The sequence below is a fragment of the Schleiferilactobacillus harbinensis genome (assembly GCF_008694105.1).
Classification (GTDB): Bacteria; Bacillota; Bacilli; order Lactobacillales; family Lactobacillaceae; genus Schleiferilactobacillus; species Schleiferilactobacillus harbinensis.
The window spans coordinates 2674664-2698272 of the sequence record NZ_CP041364.1; the positions used below are offsets into that span (position 1 = coordinate 2674664).

General features: G+C 53.6%; 28 protein-coding genes. 19 read left to right on the plus strand and 9 right to left on the minus strand.

The genetic code is table 11. The annotated features are described in order from the left end of the window. The first annotated feature begins 116 nt into the window (after positions 1 to 116). From FMM01_RS13150 to FMM01_RS13165, 4 genes are all read left to right on the plus strand, one after another. Positions 117 to 329 carry a helix-turn-helix transcriptional regulator gene (locus tag FMM01_RS13150; protein WP_150392822.1) on the plus strand — a complete coding sequence of 71 codons (213 nt, stop codon included), beginning with the start codon at positions 117 to 119 and terminating at the stop codon, positions 327 to 329. Next, positions 326 to 832: a hypothetical protein gene (locus FMM01_RS13155; protein WP_150392823.1), complete on the plus strand. Its 507-nt coding sequence runs from the start codon at positions 326 to 328 to the stop codon at positions 830 to 832. Before FMM01_RS13150 ends, FMM01_RS13155 begins: the two co-directional genes overlap by 4 nt. A gap of 153 nt (positions 833 to 985) precedes the next feature. Then, complete coding sequence (locus FMM01_RS13160) at positions 986 to 1747, plus strand: CPBP family intramembrane glutamic endopeptidase (protein ID WP_051225331.1); 762 nt, start codon at positions 986 to 988, stop codon at positions 1745 to 1747. Positions 1748 to 1769: 22 nt separating this feature from the next. Continuing rightward, positions 1770 to 2459, plus strand: a complete 690-nt coding sequence (locus FMM01_RS13165) for a CPBP family intramembrane glutamic endopeptidase (protein ID WP_150392824.1) — start codon at positions 1770 to 1772, stop codon at positions 2457 to 2459. A 72-nt stretch (positions 2460 to 2531) separates the two neighbouring features. Here FMM01_RS13165 and FMM01_RS13170 read toward each other — a convergent pair whose 3' ends face one another. Both FMM01_RS13170 and FMM01_RS13175 read right to left on the minus strand, forming a co-directional pair. Then, positions 2532 to 2762, minus strand: coding sequence for a CsbD family protein (locus FMM01_RS13170; RefSeq protein ID WP_063516456.1), 231 nt, complete (start codon positions 2760 to 2762; stop codon positions 2532 to 2534). A 34-nt stretch (positions 2763 to 2796) separates the two neighbouring features. Then, complete coding sequence (locus FMM01_RS13175) at positions 2797 to 2970, minus strand: AbrB/MazE/SpoVT family DNA-binding domain-containing protein (RefSeq protein ID WP_082231185.1); 174 nt, start codon at positions 2968 to 2970, stop codon at positions 2797 to 2799. Between the two features lie 151 nt (positions 2971 to 3121). Between FMM01_RS13175 and thiD the strand changes: the two genes are divergently transcribed. Both thiD and FMM01_RS13185 read left to right on the plus strand, forming a co-directional pair. Next, entirely contained in the window at positions 3122 to 3934 is an 813-nt protein-coding gene (gene thiD, locus FMM01_RS13180) for a bifunctional hydroxymethylpyrimidine kinase/phosphomethylpyrimidine kinase (RefSeq protein ID WP_027829424.1), read from the plus strand. Positions 3935 to 4065: 131 nt separating this feature from the next. Then, entirely contained in the window at positions 4066 to 4833 is a 768-nt protein-coding gene (locus tag FMM01_RS13185; protein WP_190973372.1) for a glycosyltransferase family 2 protein, read from the plus strand. On the opposite strand, the gene FMM01_RS13190 is transcribed toward FMM01_RS13185, so the two are convergent. Next, positions 4787 to 5947 (minus strand): cation:proton antiporter, encoded by a 1161-nt coding sequence (locus FMM01_RS13190; RefSeq protein ID WP_146993856.1) that lies wholly within the window; start codon positions 5945 to 5947, stop codon positions 4787 to 4789. The genes FMM01_RS13185 and FMM01_RS13190 overlap by 47 nt on opposite strands. Positions 5948 to 6209: 262 nt before the next feature. Here FMM01_RS13190 and FMM01_RS13195 point away from each other — a divergent pair, with 262 nt between their 5' ends. Then, positions 6210 to 6800: a hypothetical protein gene (locus tag FMM01_RS13195; protein WP_150392826.1), complete on the plus strand. Its 591-nt coding sequence runs from the start codon at positions 6210 to 6212 to the stop codon at positions 6798 to 6800. Between the two features lie 68 nt (positions 6801 to 6868). Here FMM01_RS13195 and FMM01_RS13200 read toward each other — a convergent pair whose 3' ends face one another. Further along, complete coding sequence (locus FMM01_RS13200) at positions 6869 to 7087, minus strand: hypothetical protein (protein WP_146993854.1); 219 nt, start codon at positions 7085 to 7087, stop codon at positions 6869 to 6871. Between the two features lie 66 nt (positions 7088 to 7153). Then, positions 7154 to 8188 (minus strand): branched-chain amino acid aminotransferase, encoded by a 1035-nt coding sequence (locus tag FMM01_RS13205; RefSeq protein WP_150392827.1) that lies wholly within the window; start codon positions 8186 to 8188, stop codon positions 7154 to 7156. 241 nt (positions 8189 to 8429) lie between these two features. Between FMM01_RS13205 and FMM01_RS13210 the strand changes: the two genes are divergently transcribed. Beyond that, positions 8430 to 9533: a phosphomevalonate kinase gene (locus FMM01_RS13210; protein WP_146993852.1), complete on the plus strand. Its 1104-nt coding sequence runs from the start codon at positions 8430 to 8432 to the stop codon at positions 9531 to 9533. A 204-nt stretch (positions 9534 to 9737) separates the two neighbouring features. Then, positions 9738 to 10847: a lactate oxidase gene (locus tag FMM01_RS13215; RefSeq protein WP_150392828.1), complete on the plus strand. Its 1110-nt coding sequence runs from the start codon at positions 9738 to 9740 to the stop codon at positions 10845 to 10847. 122 nt (positions 10848 to 10969) lie between these two features. Here the strand turns inward: FMM01_RS13215 and FMM01_RS13220 are convergent, their stop codons facing one another. Next, on the minus strand, positions 10970 to 11368 hold the full coding sequence (locus tag FMM01_RS13220; protein WP_190973373.1) for a GntR family transcriptional regulator: 399 nt from the start codon (positions 11366 to 11368) through the stop codon (positions 10970 to 10972). 298 nt (positions 11369 to 11666) lie between these two features. Between FMM01_RS13220 and FMM01_RS16830 the strand changes: the two genes are divergently transcribed. Both FMM01_RS16830 and FMM01_RS13230 read left to right on the plus strand, forming a co-directional pair. Next, on the plus strand, positions 11667 to 12767 hold the full coding sequence (locus FMM01_RS16830; protein ID WP_190973374.1) for a PcsB-like coiled-coil domain-containing protein: 1101 nt from the start codon (positions 11667 to 11669) through the stop codon (positions 12765 to 12767). Between the two features lie 93 nt (positions 12768 to 12860). Further along, on the plus strand, positions 12861 to 13244 hold the full coding sequence (locus FMM01_RS13230) for a hypothetical protein (protein WP_150392830.1): 384 nt from the start codon (positions 12861 to 12863) through the stop codon (positions 13242 to 13244). Positions 13245 to 13308: 64 nt separating this feature from the next. Here the strand turns inward: FMM01_RS13230 and FMM01_RS13235 are convergent, their stop codons facing one another. Next, on the minus strand, positions 13309 to 13680 hold the full coding sequence (locus FMM01_RS13235; protein ID WP_027829415.1) for a DUF488 domain-containing protein: 372 nt from the start codon (positions 13678 to 13680) through the stop codon (positions 13309 to 13311). A 54-nt stretch (positions 13681 to 13734) separates the two neighbouring features. On the opposite strand from FMM01_RS13235, the gene FMM01_RS13240 reads away from it, so the two are divergent. Beyond that, on the plus strand, positions 13735 to 14406 hold the full coding sequence (locus FMM01_RS13240) for a DNA-3-methyladenine glycosylase (RefSeq protein ID WP_150392831.1): 672 nt from the start codon (positions 13735 to 13737) through the stop codon (positions 14404 to 14406). 190 nt (positions 14407 to 14596) lie between these two features. Here the strand turns inward: FMM01_RS13240 and FMM01_RS16835 are convergent, their stop codons facing one another. Next, the gene (locus FMM01_RS16835; protein ID WP_223850078.1) at positions 14597 to 14680 is read right to left on the minus strand and encodes a putative holin-like toxin; all 84 of its coding nucleotides are present in this window, start codon (positions 14678 to 14680) and stop codon (positions 14597 to 14599) included. A gap of 199 nt (positions 14681 to 14879) precedes the next feature. Between FMM01_RS16835 and FMM01_RS13245 the strand changes: the two genes are divergently transcribed. The 4 genes from FMM01_RS13245 (at position 14880) to FMM01_RS13260 (ending at position 18761) form a co-directional block, all read left to right on the plus strand. After that, positions 14880 to 16325 (plus strand): DDE-type integrase/transposase/recombinase, encoded by a 1446-nt coding sequence (locus tag FMM01_RS13245; protein ID WP_150392454.1) that lies wholly within the window; start codon positions 14880 to 14882, stop codon positions 16323 to 16325. Positions 16326 to 16675: 350 nt separating this feature from the next. Beyond that, the gene (locus FMM01_RS13250) at positions 16676 to 18130 is read left to right on the plus strand and encodes a DUF2252 domain-containing protein (RefSeq protein ID WP_150392832.1); all 1455 of its coding nucleotides are present in this window, start codon (positions 16676 to 16678) and stop codon (positions 18128 to 18130) included. Further along, complete coding sequence (locus FMM01_RS13255) at positions 18120 to 18461, plus strand: DsrE family protein (protein ID WP_150392833.1); 342 nt, start codon at positions 18120 to 18122, stop codon at positions 18459 to 18461. Before FMM01_RS13250 ends, FMM01_RS13255 begins: the two co-directional genes overlap by 11 nt. A 27-nt stretch (positions 18462 to 18488) precedes the next feature. Then, positions 18489 to 18761 carry a hypothetical protein gene (locus tag FMM01_RS13260; RefSeq protein WP_150392834.1) on the plus strand — a complete coding sequence of 91 codons (273 nt, stop codon included), beginning with the start codon at positions 18489 to 18491 and terminating at the stop codon, positions 18759 to 18761. Between the two features lie 179 nt (positions 18762 to 18940). Here FMM01_RS13260 and FMM01_RS13265 read toward each other — a convergent pair whose 3' ends face one another. Then, positions 18941 to 20803, minus strand: a complete 1863-nt coding sequence (locus FMM01_RS13265; protein WP_146993845.1) for a heavy metal translocating P-type ATPase — start codon at positions 20801 to 20803, stop codon at positions 18941 to 18943. Between the two features lie 142 nt (positions 20804 to 20945). On the opposite strand from FMM01_RS13265, the gene mutY reads away from it, so the two are divergent. The 3 genes from mutY to FMM01_RS13280 all read left to right on the plus strand — a co-directional run bounded on the left by mutY (position 20946) and on the right by FMM01_RS13280 (position 23588). Further along, positions 20946 to 22049: an A/G-specific adenine glycosylase gene (mutY, locus tag FMM01_RS13270; protein ID WP_150392835.1), complete on the plus strand. Its 1104-nt coding sequence runs from the start codon at positions 20946 to 20948 to the stop codon at positions 22047 to 22049. Positions 22050 to 22061: 12 nt separating this feature from the next. Then, entirely contained in the window at positions 22062 to 22307 is a 246-nt protein-coding gene (locus tag FMM01_RS13275; RefSeq protein WP_150392836.1) for a hypothetical protein, read from the plus strand. 285 nt (positions 22308 to 22592) lie between these two features. Next, complete coding sequence (locus FMM01_RS13280; protein WP_027829192.1) at positions 22593 to 23588, plus strand: mannose/fructose/sorbose PTS transporter subunit IIA; 996 nt, start codon at positions 22593 to 22595, stop codon at positions 23586 to 23588. The last annotated feature ends 21 nt before the right edge of the window (positions 23589 to 23609 follow it).

Sequence of the window (23609 nt, forward strand, 5' to 3'; positions counted from 1 at the left end):
GCAAAATTTGTTAACATTGGTTGCCCGCGTTAGTAAAGTGTCGTATATATTTGACACTTGCACGGAGTCTTGCTATACTCAAGGTGTCAAATATATGTGACATTAGGAGGCCGGCGATGAACCGCATTCGACAATTCCGGCAGGCCCAAGGCTGGTCCCAACTGGCCCTGGCGCAGCGGGTCGGCGTGACCCGGCAAACCGTGAATATGATTGAGAACAACAACTATAATCCCAGCTTGGATCTCTGCATTCGCTTAGCCCAGGCGCTGGGGACGGATCTGAATACCTTGTTTTGGTTTCCAGAAGGATTGGAGGGCGAGGAACCATGATGGAGCAATTGATTCGATGGTCATTCGGGGTGAACAGCCATGATGAATACCAGCGGGCTGAACGGGACAAGATTCTCAGCCAAAGTACTGTCTTGGTATACTGGTTGTTGAATTTGGGCATGCTGGTCAGCCTAGCAGCAGATGCGTTCTGGGTACGGCACATTACGGCGGGGACAGTGGTACTGGTCATCATTAGTTTCGGGTGGAATGCAGTGATTAACGTTCGTTTGAGAAAGCATGGGCTGATGCAGGTTGAGGCAAAGAATGAAGCGGATCTGAAACGGATTTATCGGCAAATCAACTTTCAAGTGCTGCGCAACATGCTCTTCATTGTGCCCGTTGTCTATATTGCGTGGGCGTTAATTATTTATACATTAGAAGGTAACGGCTTCCCAACACTTCACGAGACAATTGTTAACATGAGCGGCGTCACAGTGGGTGGGGCCATCGGTAATTGGCTGTATAAACGGCAACAAGTCATCAAAGCCGGGGAGGACAACTAACCTTTTTCAGCTCATCGACCACTGCCGGTGAGCTTTTCAATTTGTCCCCCGCTACTGATTGCGTTAAGGTACAACTAACGATTCAGTAAGACGGCCCGGTGTCTGCGCCGGGTACGGTATAATAAACACCATACGGAGAGGAGCTGCTGCATCATGGCCTCATATCAAGTCCCTATTGAAAATAAGCTGCCCATGCCCCATCAAGAACCGCCGCGCAAGCGGATCAAATCACCGAAGGATATTGCCGAACGACTCCTTTTCCTGGTCATTGCTATCGTCTTGATCTACGTCCCGCAGGTGCCGATGTCGGTGGTATTGGTCCTGAAAAAGCGGGGCACCCCAGCGAGTATGCCCTTGTACATCGCGATGTTTGCGCTGATGATTGCCTTGTATATTGGGGCGGTCTGGCTGATGCGCTTCCTCATTCACCGCTACACCGACCAGCCGCTGGTCCGCCGGTGGGAAAAACGGGACGCCTTGTATGTGGTGCTCGGCTATTTGGCGATGTTCGGGGCGAAACTGATCCTGCTGCCGTTTTACACCAGTATTTCCGGCGAACAGCTGACGAAGAATGACGCGGTGATTCGGGGAATGCTGAAAGACGGCAACCAGATCATTTTCATGATCGTCTTCATGACGGTCATCGCCGCGCCGATTTTGGAAGAAATGGTCTTTCGCGGGTATGTCATGACGGCTTTTTATACGCGGAATCCAATCTGGCCGATTTTAATTTCCGGCGTGCTGTTTGGTCTGGTCCATCAGAATAACAACATTGCGGGCACGCTGATCTATGTCGCACTTGGCGCTATTTTGGCCTATGTCTATCGCCGCACCGGGAATATCACCGTCAACATCGGGCTGCATTTTTTGAACAACGCCCCGATGATCTTTATGGCGCTGCAATTTATTAAGTAGAAATGGAAGCAGGTGACGGGCGGTGACTGAGGATAGTTTGATTTATCGGTTTGGCGAGTCGGTGAAGCGAATTTTCTTCTTCTCCGTCTTTTTCCTCATCATGGGCTGGTACCAGGCGCCGGCGCAGCTGCCGGAGCTGGGTATTACCAACCCCTGGATGCGGGATCATGATTTGGGGCTGGCCTTGGCCGAACTGGCTATCACCGCGGTCATCGTCACCTACTTCTTGAACCGGTATGTCAGTCAGCTGCGGCAGTGGAATCCCAAGGGTTTTGGCCGCCAGCCGCTTAGCTGGCGGCGGTTGGCGGTCGCTGGCGGGGGCTTTTTGGCGTTGGCCGGATTAGTCTATTTGGCGACGCGGCCGCCGTTGAATGGATACGCTGCGGTTATTCGGGGGCAGGTACACAACATTCCCATTACGACCTGGGTGGGTCAGCTCGTGGCGGCACCCTTGATTGAGGAATTGCTCTACCGCGGGATTTTCATGAACTATTTCTGGAATCGGGATAACCCGGCGTTTCGCGTCTTGACGATACTTTCCAGTGCGGTGATCTTTGGCCTGCTCCATGAGTTCTCCTGGTCCCTGGCCCTGCTGTTCTGGTGCGAAGTGGGCTTCATTCAAGCTGGTATTTACGAATATACCCGGGATCTGCGCTATGCTTGGGTTGTACACATCGCCATTAATTTCTGGGTGGTGTGGTTGCTGCTGTGAGCGCATAAAAATACCGTCGGCTAATAGCAAACTTAGCACGACGGTATTTTGGGATTAGCGAGATGGTGCCGGCTAATCTTCTTTCTTTTCGGTTTTGTCCTTAACCGCGTCGATGAGATCGCCAACTTTCTCGGAGACCGCTTCTTTGATCTCCGATACCTTATCGCCGACGTCGGCCTTGAGATCTTGGGCTTTGCCCTCGGTCTCAGCCTGCTTGTCGCCGGTGACTTTGCCATATGCTTCTTTGGTCTTGCCGACCAGGTGGTCCTTCGTGTTCTTCAGTTCGTCGTCTGTTTTGGACATTAGGTGACCTCCTTAAAGGTGTTCCTGGCTGCCGTTACTGTGCATGTGATTCAGGCTCGGCGACCGACCGGATCACAAGCTGATGGCGCCGGGCCATGTAATCGAACTCGATTACGGTACCGGTTTCGATCCCCATTGCTTCCCGGATCTTCACCGGGATAACAATGCGGCCCTTGCCATCGACCCGATTGTGTTTACGGTTTGCCATATGCGCTCCTCCTTCATGCACTCCCCACGGTTATTATGGTAACAAGGTGGGAGCAAAATTCCTACTTTTATGCTTACAACTGTCTTGCAAGCGCAAGCCAATGTATAATGGGCTCCAAGCAAGAAAAATATCAGGAAATGAGGGTTTTGACATGGCAAATGAATTTCCCCAAGCGCTAACGATTGCTGGCGCGGATTCCGACGGTTCCGCCGGCATGGAAGCCGATCTGACGACGTTCTTCACTTTAGGCGTGCACGGCATGTGCGTCCTGACGGCGGCGGTCGCCGGCAACTCCTATGGGATCGACGCGGCCCACAACATGCCCACCGCGTTCATCGCTCAGCAGTTCAAGACGCTGGCAGCCGACTTCCATATTCGCGCCGCCAAGACCGGCATGCTGTCTGACTCCGAGCTGATTCATACGGTGGCTGCCCACGTCCAGGATGGTGCGGTGGGGCCGCTGGTCTTGGACCCGGTGATCATTACCAAACACGGGGCCATGCTGCTGGAGGAGAGTGCTTACGAAACGCTGCGCCAGGAACTGATTCCTCTGGCGACGGTCATTACCCCGAATTTCTTTGAAGCCCAGAAATTGGCTGAAATGGATATTAAGACGGATGAGGATATGATTACCGCGGCGCAAAAGTTACAGGATCTGGGCGCGAAAAACGTCCTGGTCAAGGGCGCGCACCATGCGGGCGACCAAGAGGAAGTGCGGGATTATGCCTTGCTAGAGGACGGTACCGGCTTCTGGCTCAGCGCGCCGTATGTGGCGACTGACCGGATCAACGGCACCGGCGACACGCTGTCGGCGGCCATCACGGCGGAAATCGCCAAGGGGACGAGCATCGCCGATGCGTTCCGCATCGCCAAGCAATATACGTATGAGGCCATTGCCCAGCCAATCGCGGTGGGGCATAAGTTCGGCCCAATCAATCATTGGGCGCCGAAGGTTCAGAAATAAGTTGTTGACATAAAACACCGACTTAGGGCGTGCATCCCTGAAGCCGGTGTTATTTTGTACCAAGCATATCATTTGCCTTTCTTACTGCCAGCGGCTAAGATGACCCTCAACTCAAAGAGGAGGCAGACATGATGGCCCATACATTAGATATCGTCGTCCCGTTCTATAACTTAGGCGGGTACTTCAAGAATTCGTTAACCAGTTTACGCCAACAAACCAGTACAGACTTCGCCGTGTGGCTGGTGGATGACGGCAGTACCGATGAGTCGCTGGCGCTGGCTAAGCAAGCGGCCGCTGCGGATGACCGGTTCCATGTGCTGACACTGCCCCGGCATGAAGGGACGTCGGCGGCCCGCAATGCCGGTGTGGATGCCGGGACAGCACCGCTCGTGACGTTTGTCGATGCGGATGATCAAGTGGATCCCCGCTTTGCGGCCACCCTGATTGCCGGCTTTCAAGAGCACCAGGCCGACATTGTCGCCGTTGGTTATACTTGGGGCGGCGGCTGGTTCCGCCGCGGCGGCGAACGCAGCGGGCGGGATCGGTGGCAGCAGATTGCGAAACCGGACATGCTGGATCAGGTGACCCGGCACGGCACAGAAGTTGGCGGGTACATTTGGAACAAGGGCTTCTCCCGGGCAATGCTGCAGGCCCATCACGTGACTTACGATACCCGGTTGACAATTGCCGAAGATTACCTGTACGCCACTGAAGCCGCCGCGGCGGGGGAGAATTTCTGGTACAACCCCGTTGTGCTGTATACCAAGATCAATCGGCCGGGCTCGACGATTCATTCCCGGACGTGGGAAATGAGCCGGCAAGAGGATGAAGTGTTTGCTGAAATGGCGGCGATCAAGCAGCGGGCACTGGCGTCTGATGCAAATAGTGCTTCAAGATAAACGGCGACAACAGCGTCGTTAATAAAATAACGATGACGATGGCCGGATATTGCTCGGCCGGGAAAAGCCCGGCATCGTTGCCGATTTGGGCAGTGATCAGGGCCATTTCGCCCCGGGAAACCATCCCAGCGCCGATCGTCAGTCCTTGATGCTGGGTAAAACCGCCCAGCATCGCACCGGCCATGCCGCCATACAGCTTAGTCACAACGGCCAGCAAAGTGAAGACGATGATCAAGAGCACGTCTGCCCAACTGAGGGCGAGTTTCATCTGCAAGCCGATACCCACAAAGAAGAAGGGGACGAAGAAAGCATAGCCCATGGGCTCGATGCTGGCGTCCACTTCTTTTTTTGTCGGTGTTTGGGCCACCGCGACGCCGGCGAAGAACGCCCCCACGACGTCGGATAGACCGACGAAATCAGCGAGGGCGGCGGTCCCGAGACAGATAATCATCGCCATTAAAGTAGGGCCGGCAATGACCAGTAATTTTTCACTGAGATGCATGAGCAGCGGCGCCAGCCAGCGGATCAGAACGACAACGCCTCCGAAGAAGAGCAGCTGCTCACCGATGGTCAGGAACATATTCGGCTGTTCGCCAGCCGCGTGGGCGCCGCCGAAGCTGATGAAGAAGCTCAGCAGCAGCACGCCCAGGATATCGTCGGCGACGGCAGCGCCCAGGATCGTTGCGCCTTCCGGCCGGTTCAGGGCGTTTTCTTCCTTCAAGACGTCCACAGAAATACTGACGGAGGTGGCGGAGAAGACGATGCCGACCAAGATGCTTTCAATCACGGACATCCCCAATAATTTGCTGGCGATGCCCATCAAGAGAACCGGCGCCGCGACGCCGATACAGGCCACGTACAGGGAGGGCTTGAGGAATCGGCGCAATAAGTGCAGGTCGCTTTCCAGCCCGGCGAGGAACATCAAAACGATGACCCCGAGTTCAGAAAAGATATGCATCACTTCCGTGGGGTGCAGCCAGCCAAGCACCGCCGGACCAAGCAGGATGCCGGCCAACAACTGGCCGACCACTGCGGGCATATTCAAGCGGCGGGAAAAGTGGGCCAGCAGCGTCGTCACTGCCAGGACAAGCACGATGGGGAAGAGAATGGCCATGGGTAGATCCTTTCTATAATAATTACCGACAGAAAAATAAAGAAGGGGCGCAGAAACTGTTTTCGAAACGGCTTACGCCGCCAGCAGCTCTGCGTCCCAATAGGTTTGGCACCTACGACTAGGATACCAGGATTTTGAAACTGGCGCAATATTTTTTGGTCTAAATAATTGTAAGCGTTTGCTTAACGTGCTATATTGGTGATAGCTTGAGATGCTCTGAGAATTGGTTGCAATGGATGAATGACGGGAAGGCGTGGTCCTGATGGGTAAAATCAAGACTGGTTTGCTCGTGATCGTTGCGGGTTTGTTTGTTTTCTTGTCAGCTGGGTCGGTCACGGCCGCGACGGTGAGTGCACCCAGCAATCCGGAACAGATCTCACTGACGGCGTATCCCACCTTGACCCAGGAAGAACTCGTTGCTGTTCTGGCCAAGCAGGAGAAAATCAGCAGAAAGACAGCCAGGCGCCGCTTATTCCCTGGGAAATACTCGCCGGTGGACAAGGCAACGTTTGCCGTGATCCAAGGCGAGTTGCAGCCGGGGAATCAGGATGCCGGCAGCTTCTATTTATACTGTCGGACAAGTGAGGGCGAGCTGTTCCATGGATTGAAGGAGATTCTGTATGTGACGTATCAGTCAGGGACCGATACGTTTATTGGGGTGATTGATTATATGCTGCTGCCGGACGGGCCAGTGCATATGACGATCAACGGAAATGCGGCTGCACGCACAACGACAAAGGCCACGCAGCCGAAGCCGGTGGGCCCGGGCCAGGCTGGCCGGGTGCAGATCAAGGCGAAACGGGCAACGGATTTTGTTACTGACGTGTTTATTGATCGCGATTATCTTTTCTAGAATAAATAACCGGTGCTTGACCAGAAAGGAAACTTTCCAGGCCAAGCACCGGTTATTTGGTTGCAAATTTAATGTGTCTTGCTCTTTTGCCGCCTATCGCGAATCATGGCGGCAATCGTGAATACGACAGCAATCAGGGCGATACTGCCGACGAGATCGACCAGTCGGTAAAGAAATAATGGCAGTGTGATCGGCAAGATACCGGGCGGTGAGGGGATAAGCGCGCGAAATACCAAGACTGCGGCAACAATTGCCAACCAAACCAGCAGTTTCTGCCAGTGTTTCATTCGCCACCAGCTCCTTCCGTTAGAATGCAATTGCATTCTAACGGAAGGTCAGATCTTGGTCAAAGATTATACCTCAACCTGCTGGATCCAGCCCTTAGGCGCCTCAACATCGCCAAACTGGATCCCAGTGAGCAGATCATACAGCTTATGGGTGATCGGACCGACTTTCTTTTCATCATAAAAGACATGATAGTGGTCGCCGTACTTAATGCCGGCGATGGGGGAAATGACGGCGGCGGTGCCGCAGGCAGCAGCTTCGCCGAATTCGTCCAATTCATCAATACTGATCTTGGTTTCCTCGGTCTGCATGCCCAGGACGTGTTCGGCCAGATACAGGCTGGAGTACTTGGTGATACTGGGCAGAATGGAGGGCGACTTCGGTGTTTTCAACGTCTTGCCGTCTTTGGTGAAGGCCAGGAAATTGGCAGAACCGACTTCTTCAATATAGCGATGATGGACGGGGTCTAAGTAAATAGCATCGCTGTAGTGGTGTTCATGGGCCTCTTGGCCGGCCAGCAGACTGGCGGCGTAGTTCCCGCCGACCTTGCTTTGGCCAGTCCCGTTATGGGCGGCCCGGTCATAGTTGACCACTAAGAAGCTTGTGGGGGTCAAGCCGCCTTTGAAGTAGGGACCGACCGGCGTGACAAAGATGCGCAGGATATATTCCGGCGCGGGATGGACGCCAATATTTTCACCCACCCCAATCAGCATCGGTCGGATATACAAGGTGGCACCAGTCCCATAGGGCGGCACATAGTCCGCGTTGGCGGCAACGACCTGTTTCACTGCGTTGACGAAATCATCCACCGGATACTCCGGCATGAGCAGGCGGTCAGAAGAGTGTTGCAGCCGCTTAGCGTTTTGATCCGGCCGGAACAACTGGATGCGGCCGTCTTTAGTGCGGTAAGCTTTGAGCCCTTCGAAGGCGCCTTGGCCATAATGCAAGATTGGTGAGCCCTCATTCATCGAAATATTAGGGTCTTCGGTGAGTGTGCCGGGTTCCCAGGCCCCGTCTTTGTAACGTGCCTCGAAGCGGTATGGTGTTTGGATGTATTCAAAACCCAGATCTGACCAATTAATAGTCTTGGGATCAGTAATCATTGATATCCCCTCTTTTTTAGTAATTATGTACACATCTTACTCTCATGTTCTGAGTTGTCCACCCCTTTCTCAACATTTTTGGTAACTTTCTTGACGGGACGGGGGAACACCCGGTTTGCGATTTGACAATAATGTTGATGATTTCGGAAAGATACCTCGGATAAGTTGCGCCGGATAGCCCATCACTGGTAATATTTTCCGTGGACTTACAAGAATGTCACATATACAGGAGCTTATTTCAGTGATTACAGTCAAAGCACCAGGAAAATTATATATTGCCGGTGAATACGCCGTGGTCGAAACCGGGCAGCCGGCCGTGATCGTCGCCTTGAATCAATTCGTGACGGTGCGGGTGGAACCCGCCCATGGCATGGGCCGGATTCAATCGAAACAATATCAAGAAAATTCCCTCATTTGGCGGCGCCAGGGGGACGAGATGGTCTTCGACAATCGGGACAATCCCTTCCACTATATTTTGTCCGCCATTCATCTCACCGAAGCGTACGCCAGCGAACAGGGCAAACCACTGCGGTTATTCAACCTCTACGTGGATTCTGACTTGGACTCCGCCGATGGCCGCAAGTTCGGTCTGGGCAGTTCAGCCGCTGTCACGGTGGGGACCGTTAAAGCGCTGCTCCAATTTTATGACTTGGCGTTGAGTCAGGAGCAGATCTACAAGCTGTCGGCCATTGCCCATCTGGATATTCAAGGCAACGGTTCGCTGGGGGATATCGCCGCCAGTGTCTTTGGCGGCTGGATCGCCTACCGCTCCTTTGACCGGGAATGGTTGCGGGCCCAGCGGAATCTGGTTTCGCTCAGCGAATTGCTGACGATGCCCTGGCCGGGGTTGGACATCGAACTGCTCACCCCGCCCCAGAGTCTGCGGCTGCTCATCGGCTGGACCGGCTCGCCGGCCTCCACGTCCCATCTGGTGGACCAGATCAAGGCGGCCACGTCCCGGTCTCAGGCGCAGTACAAACAATTCCTGCGGCGCAGCCGCGCAGTCGTGGAGAAACTGGTCCAAGGTTTCCGCGATGGCAATCTCGCTGTCATCAAACAGCAGATCAGCCGCAACCGGTTCCTGCTGCAACAGCTCAGTCAATTCAGCCACGTGCACATTGAGACGATGAAACTGTCCAGTCTGTGTGATTTGGCAATTCAAGCCGGCGGCGCTGCGAAGACGTCAGGCGCTGGCGGCGGCGATTGCGGCATCGTCATTCTGGACCGGACCGTGGACGCCGATGCGTTAATTGCCCAGTGGCACAAGATCGGTGTGCAGCACTTGCCGCTCAATGTGCATTTGATTCAACCGCCCGTGGTGCCGCGCTTGCGGGAAGCACGATAATTTTGCCAACAGGAGAAGCCCAACCGCTTCCCCTGTTTTTTTTCAGAAAAATACGGCAGAGCCCTTGCTTACTTTTTGTAAGTGGATATAATAGACCTTGTAGCAAACGAGCAAGGAGCTTACATAAGCGTCTGGCGATAGTCGGCGGGATAACCGTCACTGGTTCCAACCGCCGCGCTCTGAAAAATGGAGGTAGATTTCTTTATGACAGTCACAAATGGTTACGAACAAAGCGATCGCGAACAGAAGCTGGATTTTATCAACTTGAATGATCTGGAAAAAGAGGCCGAGGCAATTATTCCCAAGGGCGGTTTTGGTTACATCCGCGGCGGGTCCGAGGATGAGTGGACCTTACGGGAGAACACCACCGCCTTCAATCATGCCCAGATCGTGCCCCGTGCGCTGACTGATATGGAGAATCCTGCCACAGAAACTGATGCCTTTGGATTGCATTTCAAGACACCCCTGATGATGGCCCCCACAGCGGCCCAAGGATTAGCCCATTCCCAGGGTGAAAAAGATACCGCTCGCGGGGTCGCGGCGGCTGGTGCGCTGATGGCCCAAAGTACGTATTCTTCCACGTCCATCGCAGATACGGCGGCGGCTGGCAACGGCGCGCCCCAATTCTTCCAGTTGTACATGAGCAAGGACTGGGACTTCAACCACCATCTGCTGGACGAAGCAAAGAAGGCCGGCATTAAAGGTATTATTCTGACTTTGGATGCGCCTGTCGATGGATACCGGGAGGACGATCTGCGCAATCACTTCCAGTTCCCGATCCCAATGGCGAACTTGACGGAATACTCCGAAGGCGACGGCTCCGGCAAGGGCATCGCGGAAATTTATGCCGCGGCGGCGCAAAAGATTGGCCCGAAGGATATTGAACGCATCGCTGCTTACACCGATTTGCCGGTGATCGCCAAGGGTATCATGTCCCCTGAGGACGCCTTGAAAGCCATTGGCGCCGGCGCCGCTGGGGTATACGTATCGAACCATGGCGGCCGGCAATTGAACGGTGGTCCGGCTTCCTTCGACGTACTGCCCAGCATTGCGGCGGCAGTGAACCATCAAGTGCCGATCATCTTTGATTCCGGTGTCCGCCGCGGGTCCCACGTCTTCAAGGCGTTGGCCGCTGGGGCAGATCTGGTTGCCTTTGGCCGGCCGGCTATTTATGGCCTGGCTTTGGGTGGCGCCCAAGGGGTACAAAGCGTCTTTGAACATTTAAACGATGAGCTGAAGATCGACATGCAATTGGCCGGGACCAAGACCATTGCGGACGTGAAGCACGCCAAGCTGACGCATTTCCCAGCGTAATTAGGTATTAGTAATATTAGTAGAAGAAAAGCGCCTGACCAGACTGAATAGTCCGATCAGGCGCTTTTCGCGTATGCTGGTAAGGAAGGGGATGGGAGATCCGAATACGGGAATAATAGCAACTACTGTGTAATTTTTGATGATGCCTGAGGTAAGGCGTGGAAACGAGAAATGATCTCTTGGCACAGGTCTTGCAACTGCCGAATGGTCAAGCCTTGTAGTAATCCCTTGGCTAAGGCCACCGTCAGCTCCGGCGTGATCGTGGCGTCGGTGGTAATGGGGAGCTGGGTACTGACCCGGGTGCCCCGGTGACGGTCGCCTTCCACGTAACCATCCTGCTTTAACAGCTGGTAACATTTCGACACGGTCATCGGGTCAATGTTCAGGCTGAGTCCCAGCACCCGGGTGGCCGGCAGCTGCGCGCCGGGGAGCAGGTCGCCCATGGCCACCCCAATGATGATCTGTTGGGCCAGTTGAATGTAAATCGGCTGGGCACTGTCTTCCGTGATGTGAAACTGCACGAAAATCACCGCCTTGGTTTGTATTGCTTGCATTAATTCAATAATGGCAAGTTAAGTATATTATAGAACACGATTTATGACATTCATAGACCGTTTGCATTATTTGCTGACCCTTGGTTGATACCTGTATCTAGCCGGTTTCATGGTTTTCAGACCTTGGTAATATTGTTATAGGGCCACCTTTATTACGAATTTTGTGACCTTACATGTTTCACGTTGCAAGTTGTAAACAGCTCGTTACGAAACTGTAACAATCAGCGTGTTATCGTGTATCACAGAGTTCAGGAGGTCATCAACCATGAAGAAAATCTCACGCGTATTAACCGGGATCGCCGTCATAACCATGTTCGCCGGTCTCATCAATCCCGTGAATGTACACGCTGATTCGGTCTCCGATGCGAAGTCCGCGATCAGCAGCAAGAAAGATATTTCGAGTCAGTTGGTCAACCAGATCAATGACCAAACCAACAAGTTGAACGAATTGAATAAGCAAGTCGTTGCCAAGCAGTCCCAGCTGGATAGTACCGAGGAGGCCATTGATACCGCTCAACAGCGGATCAATGAATTGTCCGGGAAGATTGCCGACACACAGGTCCAAATCACGCAGCGCAAAGATAACTTGAAGAAGCAGCTCGTTGCTTTGCAGAAGCAGAATTCCGATACCGTTACTGGTAATATTTACATTGATTTCATTCTGAAGAGCGACAACCTGTCTGATCTGATCAGCCGCTCCTTCACCGTCAACAAGATTTCTGGGGCCACTAAAGATGCCTTAACGGCTGTCCAAGATGCCCAGAAGCAGCTGGCCGATCTGAAGAGCGAACAGGAGCAGAAAGAAAACCAGCTCCAATCGCAGAAACAGCAGATCGTTCAGGATCAAAATGATTTGAAGGCGGCACAAAAGGCCGCTCAGGATCAGCAAAACAAATTACAACAAGAACTCAACGACAATAAATCAGCTTTGGCTGGGTTGCAATCCCAATTAACGCAAGCCTTGGCTGCTCAAAAAGCGCAGCAAGAAGCGTTGGCCGCCAAACAACAGCAGCAAACTGCCAGCGCCAACAGCAGTGCCGCCACGGTCAATACGAGCACCGCGAATACCAATACCAGCAGTAATAGCGCCAGCAGCAGTGCCGGTATGCGGGTTATGAAGATTTCCTTCTATGACCCGGCTGTACTGGGTTCCAGCATGGGTTATGGCGGCGTCGCCGCCGCCCTCTCCATCTATCCGAAGGGCACCCGCTTGAAGATCGTCTTCGCCGATGGCACGACGATCCACCGGGTGGTCAACGATACCGGGACGTTCGCCTATAGCAATCCGAACCAACTGGATGTGGCTTGGCCCAACGCTTCCGTTCCCTCATACGGCGTCACTACCGCCGTCGTGACCGTCGAATAAGTATGAAATTTTCAACCCTCAGCCGTCCGCTGAGGGTTTTTCTTTCATCATTGGGTGGCAAACGCGCTATAATAAACCATGAGGCGATTAATTATGGCAGATAGCGACAAAAAAGACACTGCAAAAGAACAAGCTCCAAAAATTGAGATCAAAGACGACGTTAAAGCGTTGGGCAAGATCCTGATGTCCCGCGGGTATATTACCGAGAAGGACACCGCCAACATGAAAGATGCCGTTTACGCGAAAGCGCTGGCCAAGGCCATTGATAAAGAAGTACGGAGCGAAGAAGAAGACCCCTTCATTCAGTTCGAGAGCTTCGATTACCAAAATGGGGTTATTAAGAACATTATCTTCAATATGGATATCATCAAGAACCGGGACGCCGCGATGGATACATTGAGTGCGGAACTGGGACTGAAAGAAATCAAGATCACCAAACAAGCCGAGGAAGAGATCAACGCAATCGGCAATGTTTAATCGATTACGATTCGCATAATTAAAATGCAGGCTTTCCGCGCATGAACGGGAAGCCTGCATTTGTCTATTGAATACCATGCTGGGCTAAGTAGTCTTGCAGCACCACGGCTTGGTTGTGGGTCTCGTCCTTGGCGCCGAAGAGCAGGACGACGGGTCCCGCCGCCGTTTTTTCTTTGATCAGCTGCAGAAAGTCCGGCGTGGCCGGGTTGGCATCGAGCTCAGCGATGTAACGCTGCTTAAATTCTGGGTACTTCTCTGGGTCGTGGCCGAACCATTTGCGCAGGTCATTACTAGGCCCAATTTGTTTATCCCATTCGTCCAGTTCGGCCTTCACTTTCGAAACACCGCGGGGCCAAAGCCGATCCACCAGGACCCGATAGCCGTCCTTGGGATCCGGCAGCAGATCGCCATAAATACGTTTGATTTTGACACTCATCTAGGTCACCTCTAAGATAAGTGTATCATCTACGGGAAAAAGGGAGAGAGACAATTGGCGTATCAAGATTTCTTCACGGGCCGACCGACCCAAGAGATTGCCCAGGACCTGCTGGGGCGGCCGCTGCTGTATCGGTCGCCGGCGGGACTGGTGGGCGGCTGGATCGTGGAAACGGAAGCCTACTTGGGCCAGGCGGACAATGCCGCCCATGCGTACCAAGGGCACCGCTCTGCGGCAAACGAAGCCCTCTACGGCCCGCCGGGCACCATCTACATCTATGAACGCCGCGGCTTGTTCATGTGCGACATCGCCGTGCAGGACGCTGAGGTGCCCCAAGGGGTCTTGCTGCGGGGGATTCAACCGGTGTGGGGCCTGGACGTGATGACCAAGAACCGGGAGGGCCGGCCCGTGGGCGAGCTGACCAACGGGCCCGGCAAGCTGTTTCGGGCGTTTGGCGTGCGGGATAAGGCGTTGAATTTACATAATCTGGTCGATGCACCGCTGACGATCCTGCTGGGGGACGAGTGGCAGAGCCAGCCTCGCCAGATCGGCAGCAGCGCCCGGGTTGGCGTGCGCAGCGGCGGCTGGCATGACCGGCCGTATCGATTCTTTGTCGCTGGCAACCAGTGGGTGTCGAAGACACCGAAGCGGTCGTGGACGAAGGATCAGGGGTGGTTGAAAGAAGCCGGTAGAGTCCTGCCGGCGGAAATATTACCCGGGAAATAAGTGATGAACATACTATAGTGGAGTGGATTTTCACCATGGCAATTGATTGACCAAAATGGCCAGAAATGTTACTTTAAAGACAGAAAAGGACGCCAGTGAGATGGCGTCCCCGAGCGGAACCGTCTTATCGGCGGCCAGCCGCGAGTTCAAAGCAAAGAGTTACTTCAAACCGTTGGGGGTCGACCGACGGTTATTTTTTTGACTTGAAGGCCGTGATCGCCACAATTAACATGCTAAAGGCAATTAACAGCGACAACACTTCGTACGTGCTCATGTGCTTCTCCGCAGTCAGATTTTTCCATAGGCATCACCTCCGGGGTGCAGGGGGTACTGTCAAAAGACGTACCTTTCTTTCTGCTTTCCGGGTGCTTTTCTTGCCTTCAGGCAAAAGAAAAACACCCGGATTTTTCTCTTGTTCTGGTATCCTAGGTGTACACAACTACAACTAAGAAATTCCGAAAAGAGGAATCCGAGTGCATACACTATTGATACAGTATTTAATTGAGATAATCAAGTACCAACGCCGTTTAATTATTTTGTTGGCGTTATGGCTGTTCCAGTTCATCAGTAACTCGCGCATGCCCCAGCCAGACAAGCCAATCTACAAACGGTTCAACCAGTTTGAAGTAGACGAAGCAGTGCCCCTGCTGGCCGCAGACATTCAGCCCGAGAAACTGGACTATCAAGAGCTTTTAGCCCAACACCTGACGGATACCGGCAAACCCATCAAGGCTGTGCGTCGACGCAAACCGATTGATTTTCAAGCACTTCGGTGTGCGCGGTGCGACGCACCGAGCGACTACCTTTACGCCAACAACGGCAAAGGCGGTCAGTTAGAGTGCAAGGTCTGTCACTTCAAGTTTCAACGACGCGACGGCGACTACAAGAAGGACGTATCACTGCGCTGTCCGTATTGCACACACGCACTGTACCTGCATAACAAGCGCGTGAACTTCGATGTTTGGGTCTGCCCAAACGACAATTGCTCGTATCGCCAAGGCAAGGTAGCTCAGTTATCACCCAAACAACTGGCCGCGTTCAGTGCCGAACCAACCCGGTTTAAAGTCCGCTATACGTACCGGGATTTTCGTTTTGAGCTGAAGAGTGTCGACGCCGACTCGCCAATTCAAACAACTGTTGACCTGGGCCGGATCCGCGCCACACCGCAAGTATTGGGTCTGGTCTTGACCTACCACATCAATTACGGCATGTCGGCCAGGAAGACCGCGGCCCTGATGTACGACGTGCACGGTATCAAGATCTCGCACCAGACGATTCATAACTATGAAGAAGCGGTGGCCGCCGTCGTTCGTCCTTTCTGGGCGAACTATCCGTACAAGCTGTCTGAGGAACTGGTTGGCGACGAAACCTACATCCGCGTGAAGGGCAAGTGGAACTACATCTTTTACTTCTACGATGCCCTGAACAAGCTGATTCTGGCCGATTACGTCACACCGCATCGCACTAGCGAATCAGCGGCCATCGCGATCAACCAGGTACTGCAGAAGTTTGATGTGATCCCCGAGAAGCTGCGCTTCATCGTCGATGCGAACCCCATCTATCAGGTAGCCCGAATTTACTTTGCCAAACATGGCATCAACTTCGACATCAAACAAGTCATCGGTCTGAAGAACAAAGACGAAGTCTCTACCGAGTTTCGCTACTTGAAACAGATCATTGAACGTCTGAATCGCGAATATAAGGGCCACTACCGCTCAACGACCGGCTTCGGCTCAGCCAAAGGCTCAGCCAGCTACACAACACTGTTCTCAGCGTGTTACAACTTCTTGCGGCCGCACGAGGCGCTGAACTATCACGTCCCTGTGCCAATCGATGCAGTGCTGGCCCACGAGCGGATGTTTGATAAGTGGCTTGCACTAATCGCACTCGCTCAGGAACAGCTGCCTGTCGCTGCTTGATCACCTGACGAAGAAAATCTCAGGCGCTCTATTTGTGTGCGTTAGAAACATTCTAGCGCCGATATCAGTGCATCAATATCGTTTGAATAAGGAAAATCATTCTTTGATTAAACTGATCTCTGCCGCCCACCTCCTGAACCACGGTTTTGACTTTGAACTTCACTTTTCCATGGCGGTTTTGACGTTACCGTGCAGGGGCTAGCCAACCGTGCGGTTCTACTCGAATGATAATATCATATGCATTGCCTGTACACTAGTGCTAATTCAGGGCTGTAATGCCCCACGGTTGACTTGCCGTTTCTCGATCGCCACAATGGAGGGTAAACATGTCCACAAAGGGGGATTCAGGAATGGCAACAGTACCAAAGCCTTTGGCGGCGCCGAAAAAGGCGTCCCGCCTGCGTTATGACCTGAGTCAGATTCGCATCAAGAATACGATCAGTGAATTGGCTGATATGGGGAAGAACGTCCGGGATAAGGTCCCGTTCAGTGATCTGGCTGAGTTCAAGCCCGTCCACCGCGACGTGGTTCAGGGGATTCAGCATGTGGAGCGCGCTTTGATCAAGGAGCTTTTACCCTTGCGGCACGCCCGCATGGCGGCGTCGCCCTTTGCGTTCTTCCGCGGCACCGATGAACTGATGGCCTATGATCTGGCTCAGCAGACGTCAACGAATATCCCAGTCGTGATTGCTGGGGATGCACATATTGGCAACTTCGGCTTTTACGCGTCACCTGAGCGCAAGCTGTTGTTCGATGTCAACGACTTCGATGAATCCACGATCGGCAGTTGGGATTGGGATGTGCGGCGGCTACTCGTCAGTATTATTCTAGCCGGTGAACAGATCAGTCTGGATGATGATGATTTGGCTGATATTATGCGCCACGCCGTGCAAACCTACCAACAAATTATCATTGAATGTTTCGACGATCACAGTGCGCTGGAGCGATATTATTTTTCCACTGAAGTCGAAAGCTTCTTGACCGCCCAAGCGGAAGGGGCCTCGCTGCCTAAATTGTGGCGCAAGATCAAGGATAATGCGCCGCAGCGGGATTCTGAGCAGGTCGTCCGCAAGTTCACGACGATGGACGACCGCGGCCGCCTGGTCTTCAAGGAAAACGCGCCCCGGACTGTGCATGTTTCTGATAAACGCTTCAAAGAAATCGATGCGCATCTGCGGACCTACATGCAGACGATCAAACCGGATGTGGCCGTGCTGCTGTCCCAATTCCACGTCAGCGATATTGTCCGCCACAGTGTGGGCGTCGGCAGTTTCGGTACCCGCTGCTATTTGGTTCTGCTCACGGCGATCGATGGCAGCCATTTGGTGCTGCAAATCAAAGAAGCCTTGCCCACCCGGCGCTTTCAAGGATTCGACGTGACCACCCGGTTCAGCCAGGATGGCCCGGATAACGGCGAACGGATCGTCACCTGCCAGCAGATTCTGCAACGGGCGTCTGATCCTTTTCTCGGCTTCTACCACAATGACGACACCGGCCGCAGCTTCTACGTCCGCCAGTTCCGGGACATGAAGGAATCCCTGGACGTCAGCAAGATGGATAAGGATGACTTCGATACCTATGCCCGGATCTGTGCCCTGCTGCTGGCCCGCGGCCACGCTCAGAGTCCTACCGGGGCCATCGTGCGCGGTTATGGCGGCCAGAAGAAGAAATTGGTCAATGCGTTGATCGACTGGTCTACGGCATACGCCAAGCAAGTCCATGCCGACTATGATGCCTTCACGGCGGCAGTGAAGGATCAGACGCTGGCTGTCCCGACGAAGGAGGACGACGACGATGACGAATAAGGTCGTTTTCCATATTGATGAATTAGAAAAGTGGGATCATACGTTGGGCAACATTCAGAATTTAATTACGTATGGTCAATCCCAGCAAACCGCCTACGATATTGTTGTGCTGGTCAATGGCAACGCGATCATGGGATATCTCGTTACCCGCTTGCGGGATACTATTACCCAACTGCAACCGCAGGGTGTCAGTTTCCATGCATGCAATAACGCGATGAATAGTCATGGCGTCAAAGCCGAGCAGTTGCCAGCGGGCGTTGTAGCAGTACCGGCCGGCGTGGCTGATCTGATTGCTTTGCAGGATGCTGGATATCGGTATATTAAGCCTTGACGATTGTTTGAATGGAGGGTGTTGCGTATGGAGCGTAAAGAATTAATTGACCTACTCAAACAGATGCAATTCAACCAACCTAACGAGAAAAGCATGATTGATGAAAGTATTGCGGCACTGACTGCTGGTAATAATGTGCACCAAGTGCTGATGAATTTAGGCTTACAATTGAATAAACTCGCTGTATCACGAAAAATATCGCCGAAAGGTCTTAAACTATACATGCGGTTGATTAAAGCTAATCAGCCTACTCGTAGTGAGGCTTTTGGTCTTTCCACGCTGTCGTGGTTTCCAAAATAGAGTGTCACTTAATCAAGTCATGGTAATAGAGACGGAGACATCATTGCTATTCTTCATGAAAAAATCCAGAACATTTGCTGTATTCAGCATGTGTTCTGGATTTTCTTTATTGATGAAAGGGGTTAGGCTTTTGTCTCGCTCCCGTGAGTGTTAGACAAGGATGACGTGTCTAGTTAAAACTATTCGCCCAGCGCATTACCAGCTTTACTCAACGCCCGGTGATGCGACTGATGGTTGGCATCGCTTGGTGCCAGAGACTTGCCGTGACGTGCCCGCAGTGCCCAGAGAATGGACACTGTATCGATCACTTCTTGCAGCATCGCACCGAAGAGGGCGGGGATCACGCCGACACTGGCAACCAGCATCAACGCAGTACAAATGAAGATTCCTAACAAAACAGATTGTTTAGCGACCTTCATCGTGTCCCGGGAGATCCGGACAGCGCGGGTAACTCGGCCGAGGTCGTCTTTCAAAATGACCATGTCGGCTGATTCACTGGCCGCTGTGGAGCCGTGGGCGCCCATGGCGATACCGACATCAGCCACCGCCAGAGACGGGGCGTCGTTAACACCGTCGCCGACCATGACGCTGGGCCGTTGATCGTCCGGCAAACCATTCAGCATATCGATCTTATCCTGGGGCAGGCATTCCGCTTGCAGGTCATCAATGCCGACTTCATCGGCGATGGCCTGGGCGGTTTCTTTCTTATCCCCAGTCAGCATCATCACGTGATTGACCCCCAGGGTGTGCAGGTCAGCGATGGTCGCCGCCGCTTCCGGCCGCAGCTGGTCGTTGAAGGTGATCATCCCGGCATAAGTGCCGTTGATACTGATATAAACCGCGGTGCCGTCCACTTGGGCACTGGCTGGTGCCTCGGCGAAGTCGGCTTTGCCGACACGGATCGTTTCGCCGCCGACTTGGGCGGTAACGCCGGCGCCGGTGGTTTCTACGATGTGATCCGTAGGCAGGAGCTTATCCCGCCGGGCACTCTTCACAAGGGAACGGGCCAGAATGTGGTTGGATTGCTGTTCAGCACTGGCGGCGGCCCGCAGCAGGTGCGCGGCGGAAATGTCCGCTGCCGGTGTGACTTGGTCAACGGCTAAGACACCCCGGGTAATCGTCCCGGTTTTATCAAAGGCGACCGTCTTGGCATTGGCCAATTTCTCAATCACGGTCCCAGTCTTCACGATGATCCCGTTCCGGCTGGCCCGGCTCATGCCGGAAACCAGGGCTACGGGGGCGGCCAAGATCAGTGGACAAGGCGAGGCAACGACCAGCACTTCAGCGAAGCGGTGGGGATCACCGCTGATGGCCCAAGCCAGCCCGGCAATTAAGTAAGCGACTAAGGTAAAGGGAACGGCGTAGCGATCAGCCAACCGGACAAAGTGGGCGGGCCGGGCTTCGGATTCCTTAACCAGGGCAACGATCTTCTGATACTGACTATCGGCGGCAGCCTTGGTGGCCTGGATAGTCAGCGCAGAGTCGCCGTTGACGGCCCCGGACATCACGTCGTCACCGGCGCGCCGGTCGATCGGCCGGGATTCACCGGTCAAGGAAGACTCATCCAAAGTGGATTCGCCGTTCAAGATGATCCCATCAACCGGGACCACTTCACCAGGCTTGACCAGCAGGTGGTCATCAATGTGGACGTCTTCAATGGTGATATCAGTCAGCTTGTCGCCGTCGAAGCGGTGCGCGGTGGACGGGGTATTATCCAGCAGGCTCTTTAATTCGGAACCGGCCTTGTGCTGGGCATAATCCTCCAGCGCGTCGCCGCCGGTGAGCATGACCAAGATCATCAAGCTGGCCCAATACTCGCTGATGGCCAGGGTGGCGACGATCGCCGTGATGGCTAGAATATCGACACCGTATTTACCGGCGCGCAGGGTTTTAATCATTTCAATCAGCATGGTCAGCGAGATCACGGAACCCATCAGGGTCACGATGACTTGCGCGGCAATGTTTAAGTGGAAGACAAATTGAAGAACGAGGGCGAGGACACCAATGGCAATGGTGGTAAACAATTTCGTCTTATGTGACATCAGAAACTCCCCTTTCTGTAACTACTCCTAGATTATAATCATTCTAAACAGGGAATGCAACCTGCGAAGATTAAAATACCGGGGTATTTTCTATTCTCATGGTAACATGGTTAGGCAGAGAAAGCGAAAGGGGCAACTCGGAATGATTCATTGGGATGACGCTACGATTGATCGGTTTCAAAGGGCATTATTAACATGGTACGACGCTCACGGGCGGGATTTGCCTTGGCGGCGGGACCACGACCCGTATCATGTCTGGCTCTCGGAAGTGATGCTGCAGCAGACTGGGGTGAGCACGGTCATTCCCTATTATGAAAAATGGCTGGCGCACTGGCCGACTATTGCTGAGCTGGCAGCGGCCGATGAGGATGCCGTGCTCAAGGAGTGGGCCGGGCTGGGATATTATTCCCGGGCTCGGAATTTGTTGAAAACCGCCCGCGTGATTACCAACGAACGCGGGGGACAATGGCCCCAAGATGCAGCGGGGCTCAAGCAACTACCCGGGATCGGCGACTATGTGGCTGGGGCCGTGGCATCCATTGCCTTTAGCCAGCCGGTGCCGGCAATCGATGGTAATGCCTACCGGGTCTTTTCACGGCTGCTGCTGATCGACACGGATATCCGCAGCAGTGCGGCTAAAAAAGTGTTCAACGACGCCATTACCCCCCTGATTCCAGCGGATCGGCCAGGGGATTTCAATCAAGCGGTGATGGACCTGGGTTCCAGTTATATGCGGGCTAAGGATCCGGACAGTGCGCACTCGCCAGTGGCCGCCTTCGACGCGGCTTACCAGCAGGGTGTGACCGATCAGTATCCGGTCAAAGCACCGAAGAAAAAGCCGGTGGCCAAAGCCTACACTGCGCTGGCACTGTTGGCGCCGGACGGCCAAATCGTGTGGCAGCAGCGGCCGCCGCGGGGCTTGCTCGCTGATCTTTGGACCTGGCCGTTGCTGACTGGGGATCAACAGGGCGCCTCGGCTCCGGCATTGATCCAACAACTCGCCGACGAGCATGGGATTATCCTGGATCCAGCACTGGTCCTGCGGGTCCAACCAGTTGGCGAAAACGGGGTTGTGCACGTATTCACGCATCAACGGTGGACGATCACCGTGGTACAACTGACTCTAGCAGACGTCCCGCCGCTCCCGGCCAATGCCCGCTGGCTGCCGCTGACCCAGCAAGAGTTGGCCCTGCCGACGATGCAAAGGAAAGTGTCGGCGTACTATAATAGGAATAAAGCAGAATAAGGGGGTGCGGTCGTGCGCACGGCAGCAGCGATTATTGGAATTTTTTTGCTCGGCTTGGTGGTGGTCATTATCTTAGGCCGCGAAGTTGGCGTGATTCATCGGGTCAAACCGGCCGGCTACCGGCTGCTGTGGTGGTGTGCCGGCTTGGGCGTCGTCTTTTTGCTGCTGGGGACCTCCTGGCAGGCAATGCTGGCGACGCTGGGCGCTCTAGCGTGTGTCAGCGTCCTTATCGTGATTTTACACTTCAGTAATCGTTAAAATTCGTGAAAAAAGCCTTTACAAGTGCCGTGGAAGCCGGTAGAATAGAAAACGGTGTACTTGTCTAGACCAGTTTGAGAGTGCTTGCGGTACCGCTATTATTTTGCAAGTGCTTTTGCTAACAGGTAGCCGAGGCAAGATGCTATGATATTAACAGATGGGATTGAAGAACGGTCAAGGCACGTCATGAGTGCTTTTTCCGCCATCATTCCCCATTCTGTTATGCCACTTTGGTACTGGTTCTAGAAACAGTACCACACAGGAGTTTAGTAGGAGGCGAAGTACATGGTTGGCATCATTCTTGCAAGTCACGGTCAATTTGCCGCGGGTATCAAACAATCCGGGCAAATGATTTTCGGTGAGCAGGAGAAAGTCGAAGCAGTGACTTTTATGCCCGACGAAGGGCCTGAAGATTTGAAGGCCCACTTGGAAGCAGCCATTAGCAAGTTCGATCCGGATGATGATGTGCTCTTCCTGATTGACTTGTGGGGCGGCTCTCCGTTTAATCAGTCCAACGGCTTGTATGAGGCCCACAAGGATAAGTGGGCAATTGTCACCGGGTTGAATCTGCCGATGCTGATTGAAGCATACGGTTCCCGCCTGACAATGAATTCAGCGCACGAAATTGCAGCCCACATTGTTGAAGCGGGCCGTGATGGCGTGAAGATCAAACCGGAAGATTTGGAACCCAAGAGTACCGGGGCGGCCGCACCGGCAGCCGCTGATGCAGCACCGACCAGTACCAACGGTAAAGTTGGGGCCCCGGGCAGTATGCAGTATGTTTTGGCCCGGATCGATTCCCGGCTGCTGCACGGCCAGGTCGCCACGACTTGGACCAAGACGTCGGGTGCAAACCGCATCATCGTTGTTTCCGATGCTGTTGCGCACGATGAGTTACGGAAGAAATTGATCATGGAAGCCGCACCGGTCGGCGTGCATGCCCACGTTGTCCCGATTGCCCAAATGATCAAGCTGGCCAAAGATGATCAGCACTTTGGCGGGCAAAAAGCCTTGCTGCTGTTCGAAAATCCAGAGGACGCATTGAAGGCCATTGAAGGCGGCGTGCCTTTAACGGAACTGAATATCGGTTCCATGGCTCACTCCGTCGGCAAGGTACAACCCAACAAGGTGTTGGCCTTCAATCAAGAAGATATTGATACGTTCGGCAAGCTGAAGCAGTTGGGCGTCAAGTTCGACGTCCGGAAGGTACCTTCAGATGGTGCAGACAATATGGATAACATTCTGAAGAAAGCCCAATCCATGCTGGACCAGCAGAAATAATTCATTTTACGTTGTAGAGAA